This is a genomic window from Williamsia sp. Y844 (genome assembly GCF_056786475.1).
This window is the reverse complement of record NZ_JBXCJB010000001.1, coordinates 529,796-553,086: the sequence shown is the minus strand read 5'-3', so window position 1 is coordinate 553,086 and position 23,291 is coordinate 529,796. Positions and strand designations below refer to the sequence as shown.

At 64.7% G+C, this 23,291-nt stretch carries 26 protein-coding genes; 18 read left to right on the top strand and 8 right to left on the bottom strand.

The window, feature by feature from the left end; genetic code table 11:
• Positions 1–13: 13 nt before the first annotated feature.
• The 7 genes from AC1TQG_RS02660 to AC1TQG_RS02630 form a co-directional block, all read right to left on the bottom strand.
• Entirely contained in the window at positions 14–1,024 is a 1,011-nt protein-coding gene (locus AC1TQG_RS02660) for a LacI family DNA-binding transcriptional regulator (RefSeq protein WP_482135391.1), read from the bottom strand.
• 121 nt (positions 1,025–1,145) lie between these two features.
• Positions 1,146–2,393, bottom strand: a complete 1,248-nt coding sequence (locus AC1TQG_RS02655; RefSeq protein ID WP_482135390.1) for an alpha-hydroxy acid oxidase — start codon at positions 2,391–2,393, stop codon at positions 1,146–1,148.
• Positions 2,390–3,871 (bottom strand): rhamnulokinase, encoded by a 1,482-nt coding sequence (locus AC1TQG_RS02650; protein ID WP_482135389.1) that lies wholly within the window; start codon positions 3,869–3,871, stop codon positions 2,390–2,392. The genes AC1TQG_RS02655 and AC1TQG_RS02650 overlap by 4 nt, the downstream gene beginning before the upstream one ends.
• The gene (locus AC1TQG_RS02645) at positions 3,868–5,904 is read right to left on the bottom strand and encodes a bifunctional aldolase/short-chain dehydrogenase (RefSeq protein ID WP_482135388.1); all 2,037 of its coding nucleotides are present in this window, start codon (positions 5,902–5,904) and stop codon (positions 3,868–3,870) included. The genes AC1TQG_RS02650 and AC1TQG_RS02645 overlap by 4 nt, the downstream gene beginning before the upstream one ends.
• 61 nt (positions 5,905–5,965) lie before the next feature.
• Complete coding sequence (gene rhaI, locus AC1TQG_RS02640) at positions 5,966–7,135, bottom strand: L-rhamnose isomerase (RefSeq protein ID WP_482135387.1); 1,170 nt, start codon at positions 7,133–7,135, stop codon at positions 5,966–5,968.
• 1 nt (position 7,136) lies between these two features.
• Positions 7,137–8,516 (bottom strand): MFS transporter, encoded by a 1,380-nt coding sequence (locus AC1TQG_RS02635; protein WP_482135386.1) that lies wholly within the window; start codon positions 8,514–8,516, stop codon positions 7,137–7,139.
• Between the two features lie 112 nt (positions 8,517–8,628).
• The gene (locus AC1TQG_RS02630) at positions 8,629–9,000 is read right to left on the bottom strand and encodes an L-rhamnose mutarotase (protein WP_482135385.1); all 372 of its coding nucleotides are present in this window, start codon (positions 8,998–9,000) and stop codon (positions 8,629–8,631) included.
• Positions 9,001–9,341: 341 nt separating this feature from the next.
• On the opposite strand from AC1TQG_RS02630, the gene infA reads away from it, so the two are divergent.
• The 8 genes from infA (at position 9,342) to truA (ending at position 14,086) form a co-directional block, all read left to right on the top strand.
• Positions 9,342–9,560: a translation initiation factor IF-1 gene (gene infA, locus AC1TQG_RS02625; protein WP_020109371.1), complete on the top strand. Its 219-nt coding sequence runs from the start codon at positions 9,342–9,344 to the stop codon at positions 9,558–9,560.
• A gap of 137 nt (positions 9,561–9,697) precedes the next feature.
• Entirely contained in the window at positions 9,698–9,811 is a 114-nt protein-coding gene (rpmJ, locus tag AC1TQG_RS02620) for a 50S ribosomal protein L36 (RefSeq protein WP_026917227.1), read from the top strand.
• A gap of 180 nt (positions 9,812–9,991) precedes the next feature.
• Positions 9,992–10,360 (top strand): 30S ribosomal protein S13, encoded by a 369-nt coding sequence (gene rpsM, locus AC1TQG_RS02615; RefSeq protein WP_482135384.1) that lies wholly within the window; start codon positions 9,992–9,994, stop codon positions 10,358–10,360.
• A gap of 3 nt (positions 10,361–10,363) precedes the next feature.
• A complete protein-coding gene (rpsK, locus tag AC1TQG_RS02610) occupies positions 10,364–10,771 on the top strand; it encodes a 30S ribosomal protein S11 (RefSeq protein WP_020109368.1) in 408 nt (135 codons plus the stop codon).
• Between the two features lie 24 nt (positions 10,772–10,795).
• The gene (gene rpsD, locus AC1TQG_RS02605; protein ID WP_482135383.1) at positions 10,796–11,401 is read left to right on the top strand and encodes a 30S ribosomal protein S4; all 606 of its coding nucleotides are present in this window, start codon (positions 10,796–10,798) and stop codon (positions 11,399–11,401) included.
• Between the two features lie 90 nt (positions 11,402–11,491).
• A complete protein-coding gene (locus AC1TQG_RS02600) occupies positions 11,492–12,547 on the top strand; it encodes a DNA-directed RNA polymerase subunit alpha (RefSeq protein ID WP_020109366.1) in 1,056 nt (351 codons plus the stop codon).
• A 53-nt stretch (positions 12,548–12,600) separates the two neighbouring features.
• Positions 12,601–13,164: a 50S ribosomal protein L17 gene (rplQ, locus tag AC1TQG_RS02595; RefSeq protein WP_482135382.1), complete on the top strand. Its 564-nt coding sequence runs from the start codon at positions 12,601–12,603 to the stop codon at positions 13,162–13,164.
• A gap of 16 nt (positions 13,165–13,180) precedes the next feature.
• The gene (gene truA, locus AC1TQG_RS02590; RefSeq protein ID WP_482135381.1) at positions 13,181–14,086 is read left to right on the top strand and encodes a tRNA pseudouridine(38-40) synthase TruA; all 906 of its coding nucleotides are present in this window, start codon (positions 13,181–13,183) and stop codon (positions 14,084–14,086) included.
• Between the two features lie 73 nt (positions 14,087–14,159).
• Here the strand turns inward: truA and AC1TQG_RS02585 are convergent, their stop codons facing one another.
• Positions 14,160–15,668 carry a MinD/ParA family ATP-binding protein gene (locus AC1TQG_RS02585; RefSeq protein ID WP_482135380.1) on the bottom strand — a complete coding sequence of 503 codons (1,509 nt, stop codon included), beginning with the start codon at positions 15,666–15,668 and terminating at the stop codon, positions 14,160–14,162.
• Between the two features lie 236 nt (positions 15,669–15,904).
• Between AC1TQG_RS02585 and AC1TQG_RS02580 the strand changes: the two genes are divergently transcribed.
• The 10 genes from AC1TQG_RS02580 to AC1TQG_RS02535 all read left to right on the top strand — a co-directional run bounded on the left by AC1TQG_RS02580 (position 15,905) and on the right by AC1TQG_RS02535 (position 23,215).
• Entirely contained in the window at positions 15,905–16,216 is a 312-nt protein-coding gene (locus AC1TQG_RS02580) for a hypothetical protein (RefSeq protein WP_482135379.1), read from the top strand.
• Positions 16,213–16,533 carry a YbaB/EbfC family DNA-binding protein gene (locus AC1TQG_RS02575; protein ID WP_482135378.1) on the top strand — a complete coding sequence of 107 codons (321 nt, stop codon included), beginning with the start codon at positions 16,213–16,215 and terminating at the stop codon, positions 16,531–16,533. Before AC1TQG_RS02580 ends, AC1TQG_RS02575 begins: the two co-directional genes overlap by 4 nt.
• Positions 16,534–16,671: 138 nt before the next feature.
• Positions 16,672–16,989 carry a hypothetical protein gene (locus AC1TQG_RS02570; protein ID WP_482135377.1) on the top strand — a complete coding sequence of 106 codons (318 nt, stop codon included), beginning with the start codon at positions 16,672–16,674 and terminating at the stop codon, positions 16,987–16,989.
• A gap of 15 nt (positions 16,990–17,004) precedes the next feature.
• Entirely contained in the window at positions 17,005–18,351 is a 1,347-nt protein-coding gene (locus AC1TQG_RS02565) for a hypothetical protein (RefSeq protein ID WP_482135376.1), read from the top strand.
• A 19-nt stretch (positions 18,352–18,370) separates the two neighbouring features.
• Entirely contained in the window at positions 18,371–18,676 is a 306-nt protein-coding gene (locus tag AC1TQG_RS02560; RefSeq protein WP_482135375.1) for a PE family protein, read from the top strand.
• A gap of 16 nt (positions 18,677–18,692) precedes the next feature.
• Positions 18,693–19,727: a PPE domain-containing protein gene (locus AC1TQG_RS02555; protein ID WP_482135374.1), complete on the top strand. Its 1,035-nt coding sequence runs from the start codon at positions 18,693–18,695 to the stop codon at positions 19,725–19,727.
• A 5-nt stretch (positions 19,728–19,732) separates the two neighbouring features.
• A complete protein-coding gene (locus tag AC1TQG_RS02550; RefSeq protein ID WP_482137240.1) occupies positions 19,733–20,575 on the top strand; it encodes an ESX secretion-associated protein EspG in 843 nt (280 codons plus the stop codon).
• 112 nt (positions 20,576–20,687) lie between these two features.
• On the top strand, positions 20,688–21,026 hold the full coding sequence (locus AC1TQG_RS02545; protein WP_482135373.1) for a WXG100 family type VII secretion target: 339 nt from the start codon (positions 20,688–20,690) through the stop codon (positions 21,024–21,026).
• A gap of 42 nt (positions 21,027–21,068) precedes the next feature.
• Positions 21,069–21,353: a WXG100 family type VII secretion target gene (locus AC1TQG_RS02540; protein WP_482135372.1), complete on the top strand. Its 285-nt coding sequence runs from the start codon at positions 21,069–21,071 to the stop codon at positions 21,351–21,353.
• Positions 21,354–21,673: 320 nt separating this feature from the next.
• Positions 21,674–23,215, top strand: coding sequence for an APC family permease (locus AC1TQG_RS02535; protein ID WP_482135371.1), 1,542 nt, complete (start codon positions 21,674–21,676; stop codon positions 23,213–23,215).
• The last annotated feature ends 76 nt before the right edge of the window (positions 23,216–23,291 follow it).

Here is a 23,291-nt window from a genome sequence, read left to right as displayed (position 1 = left end):
GAATGGGGGGTGCTCAGGCCGGGGCAGTGGACGCGCGGACGACCAACCGCGGTTGGAAGCGAATGTGCCGGGGTGGGTTGTGCGGGCTCCGGGTGGCCTCGCCGACAAGGAGATCGATGGCGCTGGAACCGAGTTGCCTGCTCGGCTGGCTGATCGAGGACAACGGCACCACCGCTGCCTTGGCGAAGTCGATGTCGTCGTATCCGATCAGGGCGATGTCGCCGGGCACCGAGACATCGGCGAGCATCGTCAGGGCCTGGAGGACGCCCATGGCGAGTAGGTCGTTGGCGCAGAAGATGGCGTCGGGGCGCTCGGCGGCGGGCCGTCTGCGGATCTGTTCGCCTGCGGCTCGTCCGGCCAGGACGCTGAGCGAGCGGGTCTCGATGACCTCGAGGGTGGCGCCGGGTACCCGTTCGATGGCCTCGCGTGCGCCTTGCAGACGGTCGGCGACCTGACGGATGGCCCGCGGGCCGCCGACGAAGGCGATGCGCCGACGTCCGGTGTCGCACAGGTGGCCACAGGCCAGGGCGCCGCCTGCGACGTCGTCGACCGATACGGAGGGAAAGGGTGTCTTTTCGCCGTTGCGGTCGACCAGGACCACGGGCGTGCCGCGCAATTGCAGCGCTTCGAGCCGGCTCAGGTCATCCCCGACCGGTGAGACCAGTACGCCGAAAACCCTTTGCTCGTCGAAGGTTTCGAGGTACGTGTGCTCGCGGCTGACGTCGTCGTCCGAAGTGCCGAGCAGCAACGTGAGGTTGTTGTCGGTGGCCTGTCGTTCGGCCGCCCGGGCCAGATCGGTGAAGAAGGGGTTACCCACATCCAGGACGATCAGCCCCACACACCGCGACCTTCCGGCCTTGAGTTGGCGGGCGGCGTCGTTGCGGACGAAGCCGAGTTCGGCGATCGCCTTGTGTACCCGCTCGACAGTTGCCGGGGCGACCTTGTCGGGGGAGTTCAGCACATTCGAGACGGTGCCGATGGACACGGCGGCGCTCGCCGCCACGTCGCGCATACTCACCACCATTGGTCGCCTTCTTTCTCTCTCCAACCCTGACACCGTGGACCCGCAGTCACCAGGTGACGGACAGTCAAGAGGTGAAGGGGTCCACGGATCAATGGGTCCAGGGGGTCAGGCTAACGCGGGTTCAGTCGCGTTCGGTGTTCATCGCGCGGGGCGCCAGGCGTGTCAGCTGCGTGACGTGTGCGGGTGTCAGCTCTTCGAGGGCGTTCACACCCAGCAGTCGCATGGTGCGCTCGACCTGCTCGGAGAGGATCTCGATGGCGCGATCCACGCCTGCCTCGCCGCCGGCCATCAGGCCGTAGAGGTAGGCCCGGCCGATCAGCGTGAAGCGGGCTCCGAGTGCGATCGACGCGACGATGTCGGCGCCGGACATGATGCCGGTGTCGAGCACGATCTCGGTGTCCTTGCCGACCTCGCGGGCGACCTGCGGCAGCAGATGGAACGGGATCGGTGCCCGATCGAGTTGGCGGCCACCGTGATTGGAAAGCACGATGCCGTCGACACCGAGATCGACAACTGCTTTGGCGTCGGCGACGGTCTGGATGCCCTTGACCACGACCTTGCCCGGCCACTGATCGCGGATCCACGCGAGATCCTCGAACGTGACGGTCGGATCGAACATCGTGTCGAGGAGTTCGGCCACCGTGCCCGACCAGCGATCGAGCGAGGCGAATGCCAGCGGTTCGGTGGTGAGGAAGTCGATCCACCACTGCGGCCTGGGCAGTGCGTTGATGACGGTGCCCGGTGTCAGTGCAGGCGGGATGGACATGCCGTTGCGCTTGTCACGCAGACGTGCGCCCGCGACCGGCACGTCGACGGTGACCAGCAGGGTGTCGTAGCCCGCGGCGGCCGCACGCTCGACCAATGCCATCGAGCGCTCGCGCTCTTTCCACATGTAGAGCTGGAACCAGTTGCGGCCATTGGGGTTGGCCGCCTTCACATCTTCGATGGACGCGGTGCCCATCGTCGACAGCGAGAACGGGATCCCGGCCCTGGCCGCCGCGCGGGCGCCTGCGATCTCGCCTTCGGTCTGCATCATCCGGGTGAAGCCGGTGGGTGCGATACCGAACGGCTTTGCCACCGGGGCGCCGAAGACGTCCCAGCCGGTGTTCACCTTGGAGACGTCGCGCAGGATCGCCGGGTTGAACTGGATGTCGTTGAATGCCTCGCGGGCGCGGCTGATCGAGATCTCCGCTTCCGCCGACCCGTCGGTGTAATCGAAGGCCGGGCGCGGGGTCCGCCGCTTGGCGATCTTGCGCAGGTCCTCGATGGTCAGTGCCGAGTCGAGTCGCCGCTTCTTGGCATTGATCTCGGGTTTTTTGAACTTCATCAATGGCGCCAGGTCGTGGACCTTGGGGAACTGCCGTTTCATCGTGATACCCCTACAAAATCGTTGCGATGCCGGCCGGTCGTACGTGGCTCGTATCGCTCTGGTGGGAATGTTGCGGCGACCATCGCGCGTGCGCTCTCGAGGTCGTCGGCGATCAATTGCTGGGCCCGGGCGGTGATCAGGACATTACCGATCGCCGTCGCCTCGACGGGTCCGGCGAGGACCGGCATGCCGAGTCGGTCCGCGGTGAGTTGGCACAACAGCCGGTTACGGGCTCCGCCGCCCACCAGGTGGACGGTGTCGACCGCGGTGCCGGACAGCGACGCCGCCTCCTGCACCCGCCGGGCAAAAGCGCCGGCGAGGCTCTCGAGGATGGCCCGCACCATCTGCGCCGGTTCGATCGGTGCAGGCAGGCCGCGGGCGGTGTACCACCGCGCGATCCGGGCCGGCATGTCACCGGGGGAGAGGAACTCGGGGTCGTCGGTGTCGAAGAGTTCTGCCGGTGGTTTCGCGGCGGCGGCCTGATCGAGCAGTTCGGCCAGATCGATGGTGGCGCCGGAGCGTTCCCATTGCCGCACCGATTCGCTGAGCAGCCACAGACCCATCACGTTCCGCAGGAACCGGATCCGGCCGTCGGCCCCGACCTCGTTGGTGAAGTTCGCGACCCGGGCAGCCGGTTCGGTGACCCGCGAGGTCAACTCGACCCCGACCAGGCCCCACGTGCCACACGAGATGTACGCCGACGACTCCGGCCGCATCGGCACGGCGACCACTGCGGACGCGGTGTCGTGGGATGCGACGGCATTGACGGACACCGACGACGACAGACCCAGCCCGGATGCGACGTCCGGCAGCAGCCGGCCCAGTTGCGATCCGGGTTCGATCAAACCGGGGAACAGGTCCGTCGGCAGTCCGAGGATGCGGTTGAGTTCGTCGTCCCACTGTCCGTCGGCACCGAGCAATCCGGTGGTCGAGGCGTTGGTGCGCTCGGTGGCCATCTCGCCGGTCAGCCAGTACCCGATCAGGTCGGGGACCAGCAGTGCCCGATCGGCCAGTTCGAGGGTTCCGGCCTGCTTCTCGGCCATCAGCTGATAGACGGTGTTGAAGGGCAGGAACTGCAAACCGTTGCGGGCGTAGAGATCTGCCGGGTCGATGGAGCTGTGTACCGCCGAGACGCCACCGTTGTTGCGGTCGTCGCGGTAGTGGTACGGCAGTCCCAGTAGGCGCCCGCCGCGTAGCAGTCCGTAGTCGACCGCCCAGGAATCGACGCCGATCCCGGCCAGGTCGTCGGCCTCGCGGCCGGCCGCCGCGAGCCCGCCGCGGATGTGCGCGAAGAGCCCGGGGACATCCCAGTGCAGCGCGGTCCGGTGACCGTCCCAGATCGGGAGCGGACCGTTGGCGAACCGGGTCACCTCCCGGATCTGCAAGTGATCCGGGCCGACCTCGGCCAACATCACCCGGCCGCTGGTGGCGCCGAGATCGACGGCCGCCAGCTTCCGGGTCCGAGTTCCGGAACTCATCGCAGGAATGCCGCGGCGACACCGGCGTCGACCGGCACGTGCAGTCCGGTGGTGTGGGACATGTCGGAGCTGCAGAGCACAAACGCGGCGTTGGCGATGTTCTCCGGCAGCACTTCCCGCTTGAGGAGGGTGCGCTGCGCGTAGAACTCGCCCAGCTCCTCTTCCGGCACGCCGTAGACCGCGGCGCGCTTGGCACCCCAGCCGCCTGCGAAGATGCCCGAGCCGCGGACGACGCCGTCGGGGTTGATGCCGTTGACCTTGATCCCGTGCTCACCGAGCTCGGCGGCCAGCAAGCGGACCTGATGCGCCTGGTCGGCCTTCGTTGCGGAGTAGGCGATGTTGTTGGGTCCGGCGAACACCGAGTTCTTCGACGAGATGTAGAGGATGTCGCCGCCCATCTGCTGATCGATGAGGGCCTTCGCGGCCGCCTTCGACACCAGGAACGAGCCGCGGGCCATCACGTTGTGCTGCAGATCCCAGTCGGCTGCACTGGTTTCCAGCAGCGACTTCGACAGCGACAGACCGGCGTTGTTGACGACGAGGTCGATACCACCGAAGGCGAGCACGCAGGCATCGACCGCGGCCTGGACCTGGGCTTCGTCGGTGACATCGGCGCGCACGCCGATCGCGACGTCGGACGATCCGATCTCGGCGGCGGCGGCCTTGGCCTTCTCCTCGTCGAGGTCGGCGATGACCACGCAGGCGCCTTCGGCGGCCAGGCGGTTCGCGATGGCCTTGCCGATGCCCGAGGCCGCGCCGGTCACCAGGGCGATACGGGTGGCAAGCGGCTTGGGCTTGGGCATCCGGGCGAGCTTGGCCTCTTCCAGGGCCCAGTACTCGATGTTGAACTTCTCGACCTCGTCGATGGGCAGGTACGTCGAGACGGACTCGGCGCCGCGCATCACGTTGATCGCGTTGAGGTAGAACTCGCCCGCCACCCGTGCGGTCTGCTTGTTCTTGCCGTAGCTGAACATTCCGACACCCGGGATGAGGATGATCGCCGGATCGGCACCGCGCATCGCGGGGGAGTCCTCGGTGGCATGGCGGTTGTAGTACGCGGTGTAGTCGGCCCGGTAGGACTCGTGCAGTTCCTTCAGGCGGGTGATGCAGTCCTCGACCGAGGCATCCGCAGGCAGATCGAGCACCATCGGCTTGACCTTGGTGCGCAGGAAGTGATCCGGGCAAGACGTGCCGAGCGAACAGAGCCGGGGATGCTCGGCGGCGGTGAGGAACTCGAGCACCGGATCGGAGTCGTTGAAGTGCCCGACCTGGGCGTTGTCGGTCGATGCCAGTCCACGCAGCGTTGGCGCGAGGGCAGCGGCTTTGGCAGCCCGCTCGGCCGGACTCAGTGGGCCGAAACCGCGGAGCGGGGGACCGAAAGGCGCCGACTTGCCGTTGACGGCGAGGTAATCCTCGGCGGCGGAGATGATCTCGAGCGAATTGGCCTCGGCCTCTTCGGACGTCTCGCCCCACGCGGTGATGCCGTGTCCACCGAGGATGCAGCCGATGGCCTGCGGATTCTGCTTCTTGACCTCGGAGATGTCGAGGCCGAGCTGGAAGCCGGGGCGACGCCACGGCACCCAGATGACCCGATCGCCGAAGATCTTCTTGGTGATCGCCTCGCCGTCGGATGCCGTCGCCAGGGCGATACCCGAATCGGGATGCAGGTGATCGACGTGCGCGGCGTCGACCAGTCCGTGCATGGCGGTGTCGATCGACGGCGCGGCGCCACCGCGGCCATGAAGGGTGTAGTCGAATGCGGCGACCATCTCGTCTTCGCGATCGAGACCCGGGTAGACGTCGACCAGCGCCCGCAGACGATCGAGGCGCAGCACCGCGAGTCCGCCCTCGGTGAGGGTTCCGAGATCTCCGCCCGACCCCTTCACCCACATCAGATCGACGTCCTGGCCGGTGACGGGATCACGGTCGACGCCCTTGGCGGAGGTGTTACCGCCCGCGTAGTTCGTGTTCTTGGGATCGGCGCCGAGGCGGTTGGAGCGTTCGATGAGTTGTTTGACGGTCGGGTTGGTCATTGCATTCCTTACAGATATCGACAAGACAGAAATTGAAAACTGAAAAATCTCAGGCTAAAACTCAAGCGCCCCAGGACGATTGGGTTCCACCGACGCGCTCGGCCACGATCTTCTCCCGGTAGCCCGACTCGGCGTATGCGGCCATCGGATCGGCGGGTAGTCCGCGCTCGGCACGCCAGCGTGCGAGCTCGGGCCGGACATCGGTGTAGAACGCGTCCATGAAGATCCCGTTGGCGCCCAGCACATCTCCGGCATCTTGCGCGGCGGCCAGCGCCTCGGTGTCGACCAGCAATGCGCGGGCCGTCATCTCCTGGACGTTGAGCACCGAACGGAGCTGACCGGGGATCTTCTCCTCGACGTTGTGACACTGGTCGAGCATCAGCGCGACGGGCGAACCGGTGGCCAGGCCACCGCCGCGGATCACCTCGAACATGATGCGGAACAGCTGGAACGGGTCGGCGGCCCCGACGATCAGGTCGTCGTCGGCGTAGAACCGGGAGTTGAAGTCGAACGAACCGAGCTTTCCCAGACGCAACAGCTGGGCGACGATGAACTCGATGTTGGTCCCTGGCGCGTGGTGGCCGGTGTCGAGGCAGACCAGCGCCCGCTCACCGAGTGCGCTGACCTGGGCGTACGACGTGCCCCAGTCCGGAACGTCGGTCATGTAGACGGCCGGCTCGAAGAACTTGTACTCGAGCACCATCCGCTGCTCGTCGCCGATGTGCTGATAGATCGTGGACAGCGATTCGGCGAGCCGGTCCTGGCGGCCGCGGATGTCACCCTGGCCGGGGTAGTTGGTGCCGTCGGCGAGCCAGATCTTCAGGTCGCGCGAGCCGGTCGCGTTCATGACCTCGATGCAGGCGAGGTGATGATCGATGGCCTTCTGTCGGATGCTCTTGTCGGTGTGGGTCAGGCTGCCGAACTTGTAGTCGTCGTCCTGGAAGGTGTTGGAGTTGATCGTTCCCAGGCCCACACCCTGATCTTCGGCGTAGCGGCGCAATGCAGCGAAGTCGTCGACCAGATCCCACGGGATGTGCAGCGCCACGGTCGGAGCGAGGCCGGTGAAGCGGTTGACGGTGGCGGCGTCGGCGATCTTTTCCTGCACCGTGCGCGGGGTTCCGGGGGTTCCGAACACCTTGAATCGGGTGCCGGAGTTGCCGAATGCCCAGGAAGGGAGCTCGATAGCTAGGTTCTGAAACGTTTCAATCTTGGCGGCGTCAAAGTTTTTCATGTCAGTTGCTCCCAGCATTGCCGGTCGTTTGTGCGGTGGTGGTTGTTGCGGTGGTGGTTGTTCCGACGAGCTCGGGGCTGATGGGCCGCCCGTACCGCTCGATCTCGATGTCCTTGAGTTCCTTGCCGCGGGTGTCCGGGGCCCAGATGACTCCGATGATCAGCGCGATGGTCAGGCAGGTGATCAGCAGGAGTCCGACCCAGGCGAGCCCGACTGCCGCCAGCAGGGTGGGGAAGAAGTAGCTCAGCGCACCGGTGGCCGTGCGGACGGCGAAGAACATGACGCCCTGCGCGCTGGCGCGGTACGGGGTTGCGAACAACTCGCTGGCCCACAGGCTGTAGAAGGCCTGCGCTCCGACACCGCTGGAGATGCCCCAGCAGATCGCGAAGATGAGCATGGTTGTCATGCCGCCGTCCGTGAACATGACCAGCACGCCCCAGGCGAAGATGCCGGGGATGGCGCCGAGGGCGAACAGCAGTCGCTGCGACATGTGGTCGGCCAGGCGCATGAAGACGAAGTAGGTCGACAGCACGGTCATGCCCCAGACCAGGACCTGGAGCAGGTTCTGCTGGACTTCGCTGTGGAGGCCTGCGGTCTCGTAGACGCGCGGCATGAAGATGCCTGCCTGACCGGCGACGGTGTTCCAGAAGCCGTAGATGCCGATGAGCACCAGCAGCGCGGTGATGTTGACCTTCTTCGAGAACAGGCCGCGCAGACCTGCGCCACCCGAGGTGGCGACCGGGGCAGGCGTCGAGCCCGTGTTCGCGTCCGTGTTCTCCAGATTGTCCTCGGTCCAGAGCTTCGACTCGGCCAGGCCCTGGCGAATCCACCAGACCACCGCGGCAACCACGAACAGGTGCAGGAATATCAGCCGTGAACCGAGCAACCCGAGCGGCGCGAGCGCGGCGGCCAGGGCGAAGCCGACCAGAGGGCCGACCGACCAGGCGAGCTGGGCGGTACCGACGTGTTTGGCCCGGGCACCCGAGGGAGCCTGCTCGGCGATGTAGGTCCACGACGCCGGAACGCCTGCGCCGACCGCCAGACCGGTGATCACAAACGCGATCATCAGCATGCCGAAGTTGAGGGCAAAGGCCGCGATCAGCACGCCGACCATGTAGACCATCAGGTCGTATGTGTAGATCGCCTTACGTCCGTAGCGATCACACAGCGGACCGCCGATGGCCGCGCCGACGGCAGCGCCGAAGGCGTTGGCGCTGAGTGCGGCGAGCAAGCCGACAGCAAAGTTGCTGATGCCGAACTCGTCTTGCCAGAAACCGAGGCTGGTGGCGATCGCGATGATCGATCCGGCCTCGATGTAGTTGGACATGGCAACAGAGATCGTTGCCTTCCAACCGGTGGTTTTCTTGGCCCCGAGTTTCATGGTTTCTCCTCATGGGGTGTGGGCGCAGGGTAATTGGTCCGGCTCGGGCGACTCGTTCGGGTGGGTGCCGAATGTGACACCGCCGATAGATCCGATCCGGATGAAGAACCGATCAGGCGAGGTGGAAGTAGTGGTCGAGCTCGGTCATCGTGGTGTCGGGTCCGGCCGTGGGATCGGCGAAATACTGCGCCATGGTGGCCTGCCACCGGGTGTTCACCGCGGTCTGGGCCATCAGTTCGCGCGCCCGGTCGAAGTCCTCGGTTTCCACGTACCCGACCACCAGTCCGGTGCCGGGCTGCAGGAACAGCGAGTAGTTGGACCAGCCGGTCTCGCGCAATGCGTCGAGCATCTCCGGCCAGACATCCTCGTGGGCAGCGAGGTAATCATCGATGCGGTCGGGCCGCAGGTTCATGGTGAAACACACCCGCTGACGTGGAGTGTCGGCTGATGTCTCGGTAACCGTTTCCGGTTGTTCGTGCTGCATGGGCCCGTCGCCAATCGATAGTTTGAAACGTTTCAATCCGTGAGTGCGGTCACCGTAAACTGAACTGAAGGATCGCGTCAAGGCCAGATTCCGGCCGATCGGGGGAGCTTCGGGGGCACGCGGGTCCACCGGAGAATGCGCTTATTTGTCCTGAGCTGCGCGGCAGCGTAATGTTGATCAACGGTGCGTACGCGCGCCGGATTGTTTTTGTGCCCAGATTTGCAGAGCTTGCTCGAATCGCCTGCCGACTGCCGCTGAAAAGAACCCGGTCACGTGCGTGTCATGACGGTAATCGAAGACAACTGTTCAGGTGTGGTCAACACACCAGAATCGTGGAGGCTATGGCCAAAGAAGGCGCCATCGAGGTGGAGGGCCGCGTTGTCGAACCCCTGCCCAATGCGATGTTCCGCATTGAGCTGGAGAACGGCCACAAAGTACTCGCCCACATCAGCGGCAAGATGCGGCAGCACTACATCCGCATCCTGCCGGAAGACCGCGTGGTCGTGGAGCTTTCGCCCTACGACCTGACTCGCGGCCGGATCGTTTACCGATACAAGTAAGACCCAACAGACTTCCCGGACCCCTCCGGGTAGGACAACCAGCTGGGGTGCGGCTATAAGGCTGTGCCCTGTGCTTTGAAGTAGATCCGTGCTGAGCGACCAAGGTCGGTCTCAGCACAGGCAAAGGAGAGAGTGACGTGAAGGTTAAACCGAGCGTCAAGCCGATCTGCGAGAAGTGCAAGGTGATTCGGCGTAACGGCCGCGTCATGGTGATCTGCGAGAACCTGCGTCACAAGCAGCGTCAGGGCTGATCAGCACTTCGACCCGATCGCTTGTAAGAGCGACACAACTTCATACAGGCAACAAAAGAAGACCTCTCAACACCAGCGGACTCACACAGGAGTCCGCCTACCCCCGGCACGGAGGCCGGGGCCCTGCAAGAGTCGGGGACGGATTGGGAGCAGACCTCCGAGAACCAAAGGAAACGCCACATGGCACGTGTTGCTGGTGTTGATCTTCCGCGCGAAAAGCGCCTGGAGATCGCACTCACGTACATCTATGGAGTTGGTCGTACCACCTCCAAGGAGATCCTTGCTGCCACCGGCCTCAGTGCCGACCTGCGCGCCAAGGACCTCACTGACGAAGACGTCCTGAAGCTTCGTGAATACCTCGAATCCTCGGTCAAGGTCGAAGGTGACCTGCGCCGCGAGGTGCAGGCCGACATTCGTCGCAAGATCGAAATCGGCTGCTACCAGGGTCTGCGTCACCGTCGTGGCCTGCCCGTTCGCGGACAGCGCACCAAGACCAACGCTCGGACCCGCAAGGGCCCGAAGAAGACCATCGCCGGGAAGAAGAAGTAATCCATGCCTCCTAAGTCACGTAGCGCCGGCCCCAAGAAGGGCACTCGTCGTCGCGAGAAGAAGAACGTCCCGCACGGCAGCGCGCACATCAAGAGCACGTTCAACAACACCATCGTCTCGATCTCTGATCCTGCCGGAAACGTCATCGCCTGGGCTTCGTCCGGACATGTCGGCTTCAAGGGCTCGCGTAAGAGCACCCCGTTCGCGGCACAGCTTGCTGCCGAGAACGCTGCCCGCAAGGCACAGGAACACGGCGTCAAGAAGGTCGACGTCTTCGTGAAGGGCCCGGGTTCGGGTCGTGAGACTGCTATCCGATCACTTCAGGCCGCTGGCCTCGAGGTCGGCACCATTTCCGATGTCACCCCGCAGCCGCACAACGGCTGCCGCCCGCCCAAGCGGCGCCGGGTTTAATCGGAAAGAAGAGGACTTTAAAAAATGGCTCGTTATACCGGACCCGCAACCCGCAAATCTCGTCGTCTGCGCGTCGACCTCGTCGGCGGAGACCAGGCGTTTGAGCGTCGCCCCTACCCGCCCGGCCAGCATGGTCGCGCGCGGATCAAGGAGAGCGAATACCTGCTCCAGCTGCAGGAGAAGCAGAAGGCTCGCTTCACCTACGGCGTCATGGAAAAGCAGTTCCGTCTCTACTACGCAGAGGCCAACCGTCGTAACGGCAAGACCGGTGACGAGCTGCTGCGTCTGCTCGAGACCCGTCTTGACAACGTCGTCTACCGCGCCGGACTCGCTCGTACCCGCCGCCAGGCGCGTCAGATGGTCAGCCATGGCCACCTCACCGTCAATGGTGTGAAGGTCGACGTGCCCAGCTACCGCGTCTCTCGCTACGACATCATCGATGTCCGCCCGAAGTCGCTGCAGACTGTTCCGTTCCAGATCGCCAAGGAGATCCAGGGCGATCGCAAGGCTCCGGGTTGGCTGCAGGTCGTGCCCGGCACGCTGCGCATCCTGGTGCACTCGTTGCCCGAGCGCGCACAGATCGATGTGCCGCTCTCCGAGCAGCTCATCGTCGAGTTCTACTCGAAGTAATCGCCGGTTGTCGGATCCATATGTCCGGCAGCACATTCGGCACCTAATCGGCCGTCATATAGCGGGCGTCCAAGAGGAGAAGAAGATTCAATGCTGATTTCACAGCGACCCACACTGTCCGAAGAGATCATCTCGGGAGATCGCTCGAAGTTCGTCATCGAGCCGCTCGAGCCAGGTTTCGGGTACACGCTCGGCAACTCGCTGCGCCGTACCCTGCTGTCGTCGATTCCCGGAGCCGCTGTCACCAGCATCCGGATCGACGGAGTCCTGCACGAGTTCACCACCGTCCCCGGAGTCAAGGAAGATGTCACCGACATCATCCTGAACCTCAAGGGCCTCGTCGTGAGCTCCGAAGAGGACGAGCCGGTCACCATGTACGTGCGTAAGCAGGGCCCCGGTGCTGTCACCGGTGCCGACATCGTGCCCCCGGCCGGTGTCACCGTGCACAACCCGGACCTGCACATCGCCACCCTGAACGACAAGGGCAAGTTGGAGATCGAGCTCGTCGTCGAGCGCGGTCGCGGCTATGTCCCCGCCGTCCAGAACAAGGCGTCCGGCGCCGAGATCGGCCGTATCCCGGTCGACTCGATCTACTCGCCGGTTCTCAAGGTCACGTACAAGGTGGAGGCCACCCGCGTCGAGCAGCGCACCGACTTCGATCGGCTCGTTCTCGATGTGGAAACCAAGAACTCGATCTCCGCGCGGGACGCACTGGCCTCGGCCGGTAAGACCCTCGTTGAGCTGTTCGGTCTGGCCCGTGAACTCAACATCGAAGCAGAAGGTGTGGAGATCGGACCCTCGCCCGCCGAGGCCGATCACATCGCGTCGTTCAGCCTTCCGATCGAAGACCTCGAACTCACCGTTCGGTCGTACAACTGCCTCAAGCGCGAGGGAGTGCACACCGTCGGCGAGCTGGTGGCCCGGACCGAATCGGACCTGCTGGACATCCGCAACTTCGGTCAGAAGTCCATCGACGAGGTCAAGGTCAAGCTGCACGCACTCGGCCTGGCACTCAAGGACAGCCCCGCGAGCTTCGATCCGTCCCAGGTGGCCGGATACGACGTCGCGACCGGTACCTGGACCGATGACACTTCCTTCTCCGACGCCGATGCCGGCGAGGATTTCGCAGAAACCGAACAGCTCTAACAAGACCCCCAGCTCACGGCCGAGAGGTCGAGAGCGAACCCTAGGAGTTCGAAATGCCCAAGCCCACAAAGGGTACCCGCCTCGGCGGGTCGGCTTCGCACCAGAAAGCGATGCTGGCGAACCTCGCCACCTCGCTCTTCGAGCACGGCCGGATCACCACCACCGAGACCAAGGCAAAGCGTCTCCGCCCGTACGCGGAAAAGCTGATCACCCACGCGAAGGCCGGTAACCTGGCTCATCGCCGTGAGGTGCTGAAGGTCATCCGCAACAAGGACATCGTGCATGCCCTGTTCGCCGAGATCGGCCCGTTCTACGCGGACCGCGACGGCGGCTACACCCGCATCGTCAAGACTCTGCCGCGCAAGGGCGACAACGCCCCCATGGCAGTGATCGAGCTGGTTCGGGACAAGACCGCTTCATCGGAAGCCGATCGCGCCACCCGCGCAGCGGCCTCGAAGAAGAAGTCTGAAGAAGCCGCTACCGAGGAGAACGTGGTCGAGGCTGTTGAAGCCGACGCCACCGACGCCGAGGTCGAGAACGCTGAAGCTGTGGCCGAGGCTGTCGACGAAGAGTCGACCGCTGCCACCGCTGTTGACGCCAAGGCCGACGAGAAGTAGTCGACTGAACGAGTCAGTGACCCACGAGCCCGCCACCGGAATTTCCGGTGGCGGGTCTCGTCATTTCGAGGGACCACTCGTCCGGCTGCGGATGCAGATCGGTTACGACGGAACCGACTTCGCGGGTTGGGCCAGACAGCCCGGCCAACGAACAGTGTGTGGCGTGCTTGAGGAGACCCTCGGCACGGTTCTGCGGGAACCGGTGACGCTCACGGTTGCAGGCCGCACCGACGCCGGCGTGCACGCCACCGGCCAGGTGGCACATTTTGATGTGCCAGAGTCGGCCTTGCAGACCCGGTCGATCGACGGGGATCCGACCAAACTCGTTCGGCGGCTTGCCAAGATGCTGCCCACCGATGTGCGGGTCAAGGACATCGAAGAGGCGCCAGCGGAGTTCGATGCGCGCTTCTCTGCCCTACGCCGCCACTACGAATACCGATTGACCGACGACCCCTGGGGGGCTGAACCGGTTGTCGCCCGCACCACCGCTGCCTGGAGTCGGCCGCTCAACGCCGACCTCCTCGAAGAGGCGGCCTCAACTTTGCTCGGACTCAACGATTTCGCGGCATTCTGCAAGCGGCGCGATGGCGCCACGACAGTCCGGGATCTTCAGCAGTTCACGTGGATACGCGACGACTTCGGCGTTCTCGTCGCACAGGTGAGCGCGGATGCGTTCTGTTGGTCGATGGTCCGCTCACTGGTCGGGGCCGTTGCGACGGTCGGTGAAGGGCGTCGCTCAGTGGAATGGTGCGCCGGATTGCTGCAACAACGGGCGCGCGCGAGTGAGGTCCCGGTGGCGCCCGCGTGTGGATTGAGCCTGATCGGTGTCGACTACCCGGCCGATGGTGCGCTGGCACAACGCAATGCGGTCACCCGCGAGACCCGGGCCGCGATCGAACCATCCGGCTGCTGCGGAGGCTGACCCACCCCCGATGATGTGCCGTTTTGGCGGGCGCGACCTGCGGGTTTGCTCGCCAAAAGGGGACATCATCGGGTCAGGATGTGTAGTACGGGTCGCCTCGCCGCATCGTGGTGGAAGGGAAGTCGTCTGCCACGGTCGCAGCCATCTCAACGAGTGCGCGACGGGTGTCCTTGCCGAGGAGATCGAGGTCGACCTCGGCACCTTCGGCGAGGTGGTCGTCGAACGGGATCTGTTGTACCGCACGGCATCTGGTCAAGAAGTGGGCGCTGAGCTGATCGGTGTCGATGGTCGATGCGCCGGGTCGTGACGAGCTGAGCACAACCACCGCTCCCGACACCAGATGCCCGAACCCGTGGGCCTGCAGCCAGTCGAGTGTCGCTCCGGCGCTGCGTGCCCCGTCGATGGCGGGCGAGGTCACCAGGATCAGGGAGTTGGCCATGTCGAGCACCCCGTTCATCGCCGAATGGCTCAGTCCGGTACCGCAGTCGGTGATGATGATGTTGTAGAAGCGCTGCAGCACCGTCATCACGCCGCGGTAGTCCGCTTCACTGAACGCCTCGGCCTTGGCCGGATCACGTTCGGATGCAAGGATTTCCAGACGGCTCGGCGCCTGGGAGGTGTGGGCGCGGACGTCAGAGTATCGGTAGATCGATTCGTCGGCGAGCAGATCGCGCACCGTCGAGCGGGTCTGCTGCGGAATGCGTTGCGCGAGAGTGCCCAGGTCGGGATTGGCGTCCACGGCGATCACCCGATCGCCGCGCAGGGATGCGAATATCGAGCCCAGACCGACTGTGGTCGTGGTCTTTCCGACGCCGCCCTTGAGCGAGAGAACCGCGATCCGATAGTCGCCGCGGACGGGCTGATTCACGCGTTCGAGTAATTGTTTGTAGACGAGGTCGTCGGGGGACTCGCCAGGATTGATGGTGCCCGCCGACAGCTTGTGTACGGTCCGCCGCCATCCGCTGGCCGGTGCCCGACGGGCCTTTCGGAGCAGCGCCACCTCGTCGAGGCTTGTCGGTGCGGGCGGTTGCCCGGGGGCGTACTGCTGGTGCGGGGGCATCGGCTGCTGTCCCGGAAAGTACCCGGGCGGTGCTGCGGGATTACCCTGCGGCGGGATTCCTGCCGGCGGAAAGCCTTGGGGCGGTGATGATTCGCCGTACGGGTTGGTGCCGCCGTAGGGGCCCGATCCCGTCGGGTAGGCCGGCCCGGCCGGTGGTTGGTGCGGTGCAGGAGGCGCGAAACCGCCCGCTGCCTGCGGCCAGAACTGTTGCTCGAGCGGAGGCTGTGGCGGGGGAGCGGGTTGCGACGGTTCCGGGCCGAGGGCATCGGACGCCTGGCCATGGCGGCCCGAGTGCACCGTTGCCGGTGGTGCATCGGGTCCGGGTGGGCCCTGCGGTGATGGCGCTGCATCGGGTGGTCCGGGTACTGATGCCGATGCCGATGCCGATGGCGCTGCCGGTACTTCCGGAGTCGCAGGCGCCGTTGGTGATTGATCGGCGCGCTCGAACGATGCGACATCGATGTCCGCCGCGGTCTGAAGCCATGGTGGTGCCGCAGGCACGTCGGCATTGTTGTAGCTCACAGAAACAGCCCCCCGTTGTTGCACTTCGTCTAACCAGTTGCAATTCGTCTTGTCAGTGGTGAAACCCCAGGCGTTACATATATCGAATCCACCCCGCCACCCCTGGATAACGGCGATGATAGACCACCACGATCTCCGGCGGTCCGGTAGCGCGGATGTCCATGCCTGCGGTATCTCCGCAGTGTCACAAGTTGTGGGTACTATCTGTCGCCAAGGGGAGTTCTTGAGGGGGAACCATGGCTGCTGCAACTTCACGCACCGGAGGCCTGTCTGTCGTCACGACAGAACAGGGCCTGCCGATGTCGGTACGGATCGAACCTGCCGAATTGCACAAGGATCCGGCGATACTCGCCGCTGAGGTGCTCCGGCTGTGCCGGCAGGCGGCGATGCACGCCGGCGTCGCGCGCCGCGAAGAGTTGCGTGCTGCGGGCGTCGGCGCCGACATCATCGAACAGATGAATCTGCCTCGGCCCGATGATCTCGCCAGGGCCGAGTACGAGGACGACGCCACCGCAGGCGCACCCGGCAGCTGGATGAGGTCGGTATGAGCTCTGCAATGGATGAACTCGAGGCCAGGGCCCGGGCACAGCTCGATCGGTTGCACGAGGTCAATGAACGTTTGGCCGCCATCTCCGCGCGTGAGACCTCGCCCGGAGATCATGTCACCGCAGAGGTCAACGGTATCGGCGAGCTGACCGGGTTGTGGTTTGCGTCAACGGCTCCGCAGCTCGGGACCGGCCCACTTTCAGAGCTGATCGTCTCGACGGCCGGTGTCGCGGCCGGCCGTGCGTTCGCCCGCCGCGGCGAGATCCTCGAGGAGTTCAACGAATCGTTTGCGGATCTGGTGAACAGCCGGCCGACATGACCGGTCCGCCGACACGGGAGGGAACCGTCTCGGCTCGGTGGGCGTCTTACCGCCGGACTGTGGGAGTGACGGGTTGCGAGGGTCGGGCAATCCGAGGGTTGGGGCAGTACACATGTTTTCGAAGAAACGGGGGGACAAATGTCTGAGGTCACAGCGGTACCGGCAGCAATCGAAGCGTATGGGGACACGGCTGCATTGATGTCGGCAGCGGTTGCCAGTGCGGGTTCGATCAACGCCGCCGCGAACATCGCTCAGATGGTGCCCGTATTCGGGTTGATCGGGCAGGAGTTCCTGCTGGCATTCGCGCAGGCGCAGGCGAGTCATCTGTTCGGGGTCGGGCAGCTCGCTGCGGTCCACGCAGGCAGCGCGGCAGCCGCGTTTGCCACGGCCGCGCAGATCGCCGAGGCGGACGACGGCAGCGGCCGGGGTTTCGCCGCCGTGCAGGCCGCGCTGTAGACCGGATCGGGTCACGTGAGTTTTCCGACGACGCCACCGGCACCGGCAACACCGCCGCTTGATCCAACCATTCGCCAATTGGTCGAATCGAGTCCACTCGGGCCGATTCTCGACACCCCGGTCAGCCAGGTCTTGAAAGACCTTGGCCTGCCAGGGCTTCCGGTGCTGTCGGGCATGCCGCCGTTGCCAGATCTGCCACCATTGCCGCCCCTCGACCTCGACGTCCTGCTCAAACCGTTGACCGATCTGGTGGGCGGCTTCGGCTCGGGCAACCTCGGTGGGGGCGACTTCGACCCCACGATGATCTTCGAGGCGCTGTCGCAGATCCTGGACACGTCGATGTCGATGGGTTCGGGCGCATTGAAGGTTCTCGATCAGGTGTGGAGCGGGCAATCCGCAACGGCGGCGACCGCCAAGGGGATGCAGGCAGGCGCCGATACCGCGGCCTTGTCCACGCAGGGCACCACGATGTCGGCCGACACCCAGGGAGCCGCGGCGATCGTGGGCGTCGGCCTCGGCCTCGTCCAGGGAATCGTCGCGAAAACGGTTGCCATCATCACCGCCTCGGCGCCGTTTCTGGTGACACCGCCCGGCCAGGCCGTTGCGTTGGCAGCGGCCGCTGATGGCCTGGCCGAGGCGACCGCGGTGGTTGCCGCCACCCGAGCGCAGTTGCTGGCGCCGACAACGCACATGGTTGCAACCGGGCAACCGGTGCCCGTGACCGGTGCTCCCGCAGCGGGAACATCGCCGTTCTCGATTGCCGGCACAGTGCTCGACTCTGTTGGCAAACCGATGATGACCGGTGTGGGGCAACTCGGCACGATGTCGTCAAAGGCCGCGACCGAGCTCATGAAATCGCACCAGGCTCAACTGCAAACCGCGTACGACAGCAAAGAGATCGATGAAGCCAAGACTGTTCCGACGGGTCTCGGTGGCGCGATGTCCGCCGGCCGTGGTGGCGGCGGAGGCGGTGGAGGTGGGGGTGGCGGTAGCGGCCCCAGCCCGCTGAGTGCGCGGACAACGCCGGGACTGCTCGGCGGATCGGCACCGGAATCAGGTGGTGGACCGGTCAACAGGAATCAGAACGCGGTGGTTCCGGCAGGCATGACCGGGCCGATGGCACCGATGGGCGGCGGCGGGATGGGAGCCGGCCGCGGCGCCGGTGCGTCTGATGATCAGCACGAGGCCGCGGACTACCTCGTCACCGAACTCAACGGCACCCGGATCATCGGCGAGATGCCGGCTGTTGCTCCTGCGGTCCTTGGCGAAACCCAGGCACCGGAGGCGACTCCGACCCCGGACGTACGTCTGCGGTTGGGTCCGCCGGACCGCAACCAGCCTGACCACAACCAGGAAGCCTGACACGAACATGGGGGAAACGATGTCCACAGGTGAGTTGAACGTCGACTCGGATGAATTGTTGCGAGCTGCGGTTGATCTCGATCGGCTGGCAAATGAGCTCGAACAGGGTGTGGCCGTTCACCGTCCGGCACTCGTTGTGCAGGCGGCAGGTCGCGACGAGGTGTCGACCACTGCTGCCGCCACATTCGGCTCCGTCGCGGAGACGTTCACCGATACTGCGGCGGCCGGTGTGCACGAACTCCGGAAGATCGCTGCGGTACTGCGCGCCCAGGCGCGTGATTTCGGCACGGTCGAGGCCGACATCGAGGAGACCTTCCGGCTCTGAGGCCGGGGACACGATGATGACCGGATTCACGAATGTCGTGTGGGAGGCAAGGCCCACCAAGCAGTTGGCAACCGATCTTGGTGCCGGTGCCGGTGACGGCCCACTGATCGCTGCCGCGCACGGCTGGGCACAGGTCTCAACGCTGCTCGCAGACGCCGGTCTCGACTACGTTCGGATCCTGGCCAAGCTCGGCGTCTCCTGGGAATCGGCCTCCAGTGATGAGGCTTTCGGGAAGTTGGCCTCGTTCGCCGGTTGGTTCTCCGATGCGGCCGCTGCCGCCGCAGACAGTGCAGCGCGTGCGGGCGCACAGGCGGCCGCGACCACGGTGGCCCGGATCAGCATGCCGGGATTACCAGAACTGCAGATCACCGAGGACATCCACACGGCGGCCGTGACTGTCGGTGCCGCGACGGGCGCGCCCATCGGCGGTGTGGCAGCCGATGCCGAGCGTGCCGCTGCCGATCAGAAGCAACGTGCCGCACGGGTCATGGAAAGCTACGAGGCGGCCACCGAACCCGTGTCGCGTGGGTGGTCGGTACCGCGCCCGGCCGAGATCGTCTCGCCCGATGCGCTGGCTGCCGAACAGGCGGTTCGCGAGGCAACCCGGGCGGTGCCGGCACGCCCTGCGTCGGCGGCCGGGGCAATGCCCGGTGGTATCGGTGGATACGCGCCGGTTTCCATTCCTCGTCAGCAGACGCGTTATGCCACAACCATTCTGGCGGGGTCGTCGGCGTCGCCTGCAATCGTGCAACCGGCGTCGACATCGGCAGGCGCTCGACCGTCGGTGCCCGCGGCGCCGATGGCACCCATGATGGGTGCTCCCGGTCATGGTGCGGATTCCGTCGTGCGCAGAGCCCCCGCACACGCCGGAGCCGGCATCGATCCAGCGGCCGAATCGGGGGTGGGCGACGAGAGCTCCCACGATGCGCCGATTGCTGCCGCAGTCAACCTCGGCGATCATCCGGATCCGCGGTACCGCAACGGAACTCTCGACCTGCCTCCTGTCACGTCGGTGCCTGCGGTTCTCGGCGCCACGGAACAAGGACGGTGAGCGACATGTGGGCTACACCGGTGGTATGCGAATTCCGCCTCTCGCAGGACCAGATCGATTATCTGTCAGGCATTCTCGATCTCCAGACGTGGCCGTCGGTGCTCGCGGTCGGGCCTCGTCACGAGTACGTGGACGAGCGTGAGAAGGCGCGCGTTGCCGCGGCGACGGAGTTGAGCGCTGCCGGATGGCTGACCGCCGATCCGGACCCAGCTGTCGGGGTGGGTGTCACCGACGCCCTTGCCGAGGCGCTGACGATACTGTCGGGCCCCGACGTATTACTCGAGATCCGTTGCCACCAAGACACTTCGACTCGCCGGATCTGCCTTGCGCGGCGCGGTGATCACCACGTGCTGGCGACCAAGACCGAATCGGGCCTGGTGCTTCGCGACATTGCGATCGGCAGTGACCTGGAGGTGGGTCAGCTCGTTGCACGTTTGCTCGAACCGGCCGAGGACAGGCAGGTTCTTCCGATGAGCGTTCCGTCGGTCAGCCTGCCCGCCGGTGAATTGCAGAATCGGCTCGATAAAGCGCAGTCCGCAGCCGATTACGCCGATGCCCTCCATGCGATGGGTGTTGCGGCCGGCGACGCGGCGACCTATGCGGTGGCGTTTGATACCTGCTGTGCACACGCGGAAATCGTTGCCATCGAATGCGCGCCGGGGCGGATACGCCGCTCGGAAGGTGCGGTGGCGGTCTACGACACAGCCAAGGGCCGGATTGTGGCCGGCCCCAGTATGTCTCCCGATGGCCAGATCTGGTCGACATTGTCGACGGGAACCGGTCATCGGATCTCCCAGGCTGTCACGCTCCTGATGGAGACGTTGCCGGCCCGGAGGTGGTTGCCGTGATTCGGCCAACCGGAGGGGGCCCACCCGGTGAGAAGCCGGCGTGGTACCGGAGCAGATTACAGAATCCGCGGATATCAACCGATGTCGCGGCAATCACAGAAGGGGAATCACCATGACTTCCGACGGCGGTAACAGCGGGTTGAAACTCGACGTCCCAGACGCGTTGATCACGACCAAATCGGTGGGGCAGCTCATCGAGGACATGGGTGTTGTACTGCAACGCCTGAACAAGAATGCCGAAGACGCGCAGGCGATGTGGCAGGGCACCGCCAGCAAGGCATTTCAAGATGCGGCAGCTGCGTGGCAGGCCGAGGGGGCTCAGCTCAAGACTGCTCTCGACGGTCTGAAGGCGTCGTTGGAGAGCGGATTCAACGGTTACGACAACGAAGACCAGGACCTCGCAGGAACCATCGGCTCCGTCATGGGTGGGGGATCCGGTCTGAGCCTGTGATTCTCGGCCCCTCCAATCAACGTCCAGAAAGGGAACAACACCATGATCAAGTACAACTTTGCCGCGATCGAGGAGCTGTCGGCTCAGCTCGATTCCGATTTCAAACAGCTCGAGGAGCTGGCCGGGACGCTCAAGTCTGAAGTTGGCCGACTGCACTCGAACTGGGAATCACCGCAGGGCGCCGAGGCTTACGCTGTCGCGCAGCAGCGCTGGGATACAAGCTTTTCGGACTCCCGTCTGCTGTTGAACAACCTGTCGACGAAGGTGCGTGAAGCGGGATCGACGATGCAGGGCGCCGACAAGCGCACTGCAGGCTACTTCACCTAGATCGCCCAACCGCGATCGCTCGACCCCGAACCCGCCGGAAGAATGTGCCGGCGGGTTCGGCCGTTCAGAACGGTCGCAGGGGGTGTCGTCCGGCCGGAATCATCGGCTGGACGATCACCGGGGTTGCGCGGATGAGTTACCTCGAACCCGATATCGGTCGAGGATCCGTCTCTTGACTTGATTGCCTGCGTCGTTCGCCGGGGGCGAAAAATGATCGCGCCATCCCGGGGGGATTAACCAATGTTGGCAGGGTTGGTCGGATAGTTTCTCAGGCAGGCTGCATTCCACCGCAATGCACGCAAGTCACCAGAGGAGTTGTGATGAGCAATCCGCTGACACGGACAAAATCCGTGGAGCAATCGATGGCTGACACCGAAGAACCCGGTTCTCAGCTGAAGAAGAGTTTGACCTGGTGGGATCTCACCGTTTTCGGTGTCTCGGTGGTCATCGGTGCCGGTATCTTCACCATCACCGCGTCGACGGCCGGAGATAAAGCGGGACCAGCGATTTCGCTGTCCTTTGTGATGGCAGCGGTTGCCTGCGCGTTGGCTGCACTCTGCTACGCCGAGTTCGCTTCGACCGTTCCGGTCGCCGGATCTGCCTACACGTTCGGATATGCCACATTCGGTGAGTTCCTGGCCTGGATTCTGGGCTGGGATCTCATCCTCGAGTTCGCGGTCGGTGCGGCCGTGGTCTCCAAGGGGTGGTCGAGCTATCTGGGTACCGTCTTCGGATTCTCCGGTGGCACAACCGAAATCGCCGGTGTCGACGTCGACTGGGGTGCACTGGTGGTGGTCGGGGCGATCACGGTCCTACTGGTCATCGGCACGAAGTTGTCCTCCCGGTTCAGTGCTGTGGTCACCGCCATCAAGGTGACGGTTGTCCTGTTGGTGATCGTCGTCGGGTTCTTCTACATCGACACCGACAACTTCAAGCCGTTTGTGCCGAAATCAGAGCCCTCTGAGTCCGGCGGCAGGTCCGTCGAGTCGACCCTGTTCTCGCTCATGACCGGCGGCGGTGATTCCAGCTACGGCTGGTACGGCATCCTGGCCGCGGCCTCGATCGTCTTCTTCGCGTTCATCGGCTTCGACGTGGTGGCAACCACCGCCGAGGAGACCAAGAATCCGAAGAAGGATGTGCCGCGCGGGATTCTCGGCTCGCTGGCCATCGTCACAGTGCTGTACATCCTGGTCACGATCGTTGTCACCGGCATGGTCAGCTACAAGGATCTGGCCACGTCCGCAGGCGACGGGGAGCCCAAGAACCTTGCCTACGCATTCGGCCTGAACGGGGTCACCTGGGCCGAGAAGGTGATTTCGATCGGTGCTCTGGCAGGTCTGACCACGGTTGTCATGGTGCTGATGCTCGGTCAGTCGCGTGTCTTGTTCGCGATGTCGCGAGACGGTCTGCTGCCTCGGTCATTTGCGAAGACCAGTCGGTTCGGGACCCCGGCCCGGATCCAGATTCTGGTTGGCTTGGTCGTCGCGGTGGTGGCTGCGTTCTTCCCGATCACCAAGCTGGAAGAAATGGTCAACGTGGGCACTCTGTTCGCGTTCGTGGTTGTTGCGGCCGGTGTGATGGTGCTGCGGAAGACCCGCCCGGATCTGCCACGTGGATTCACGGTTCCCTGGATGCCGGTGATCCCGATCCTGGCGATCATCGCCTGCGTGTGGTTGATGCTGAACCTGTCGGCGCTGACCTGGTTGCGATTCCTGGTCTGGATGGTGATCGGTGTCGCCTTCTACTTCCTGTACAGCCAACGCCATTCGATGGTCGGAAGACGGGCTCGTGGTGAGATCCCCGATCAGGTCGGCGACGATATCCGCGCAGGTGCGGGCAAGGGCGGGATTGCGCCCGAGTAGCCCTGAGGTGGCCGACACCGGACCTGATATCTGAAAAAGACCCCGATCCGGGTTTCGATCCCCGGATCGGGGTTTT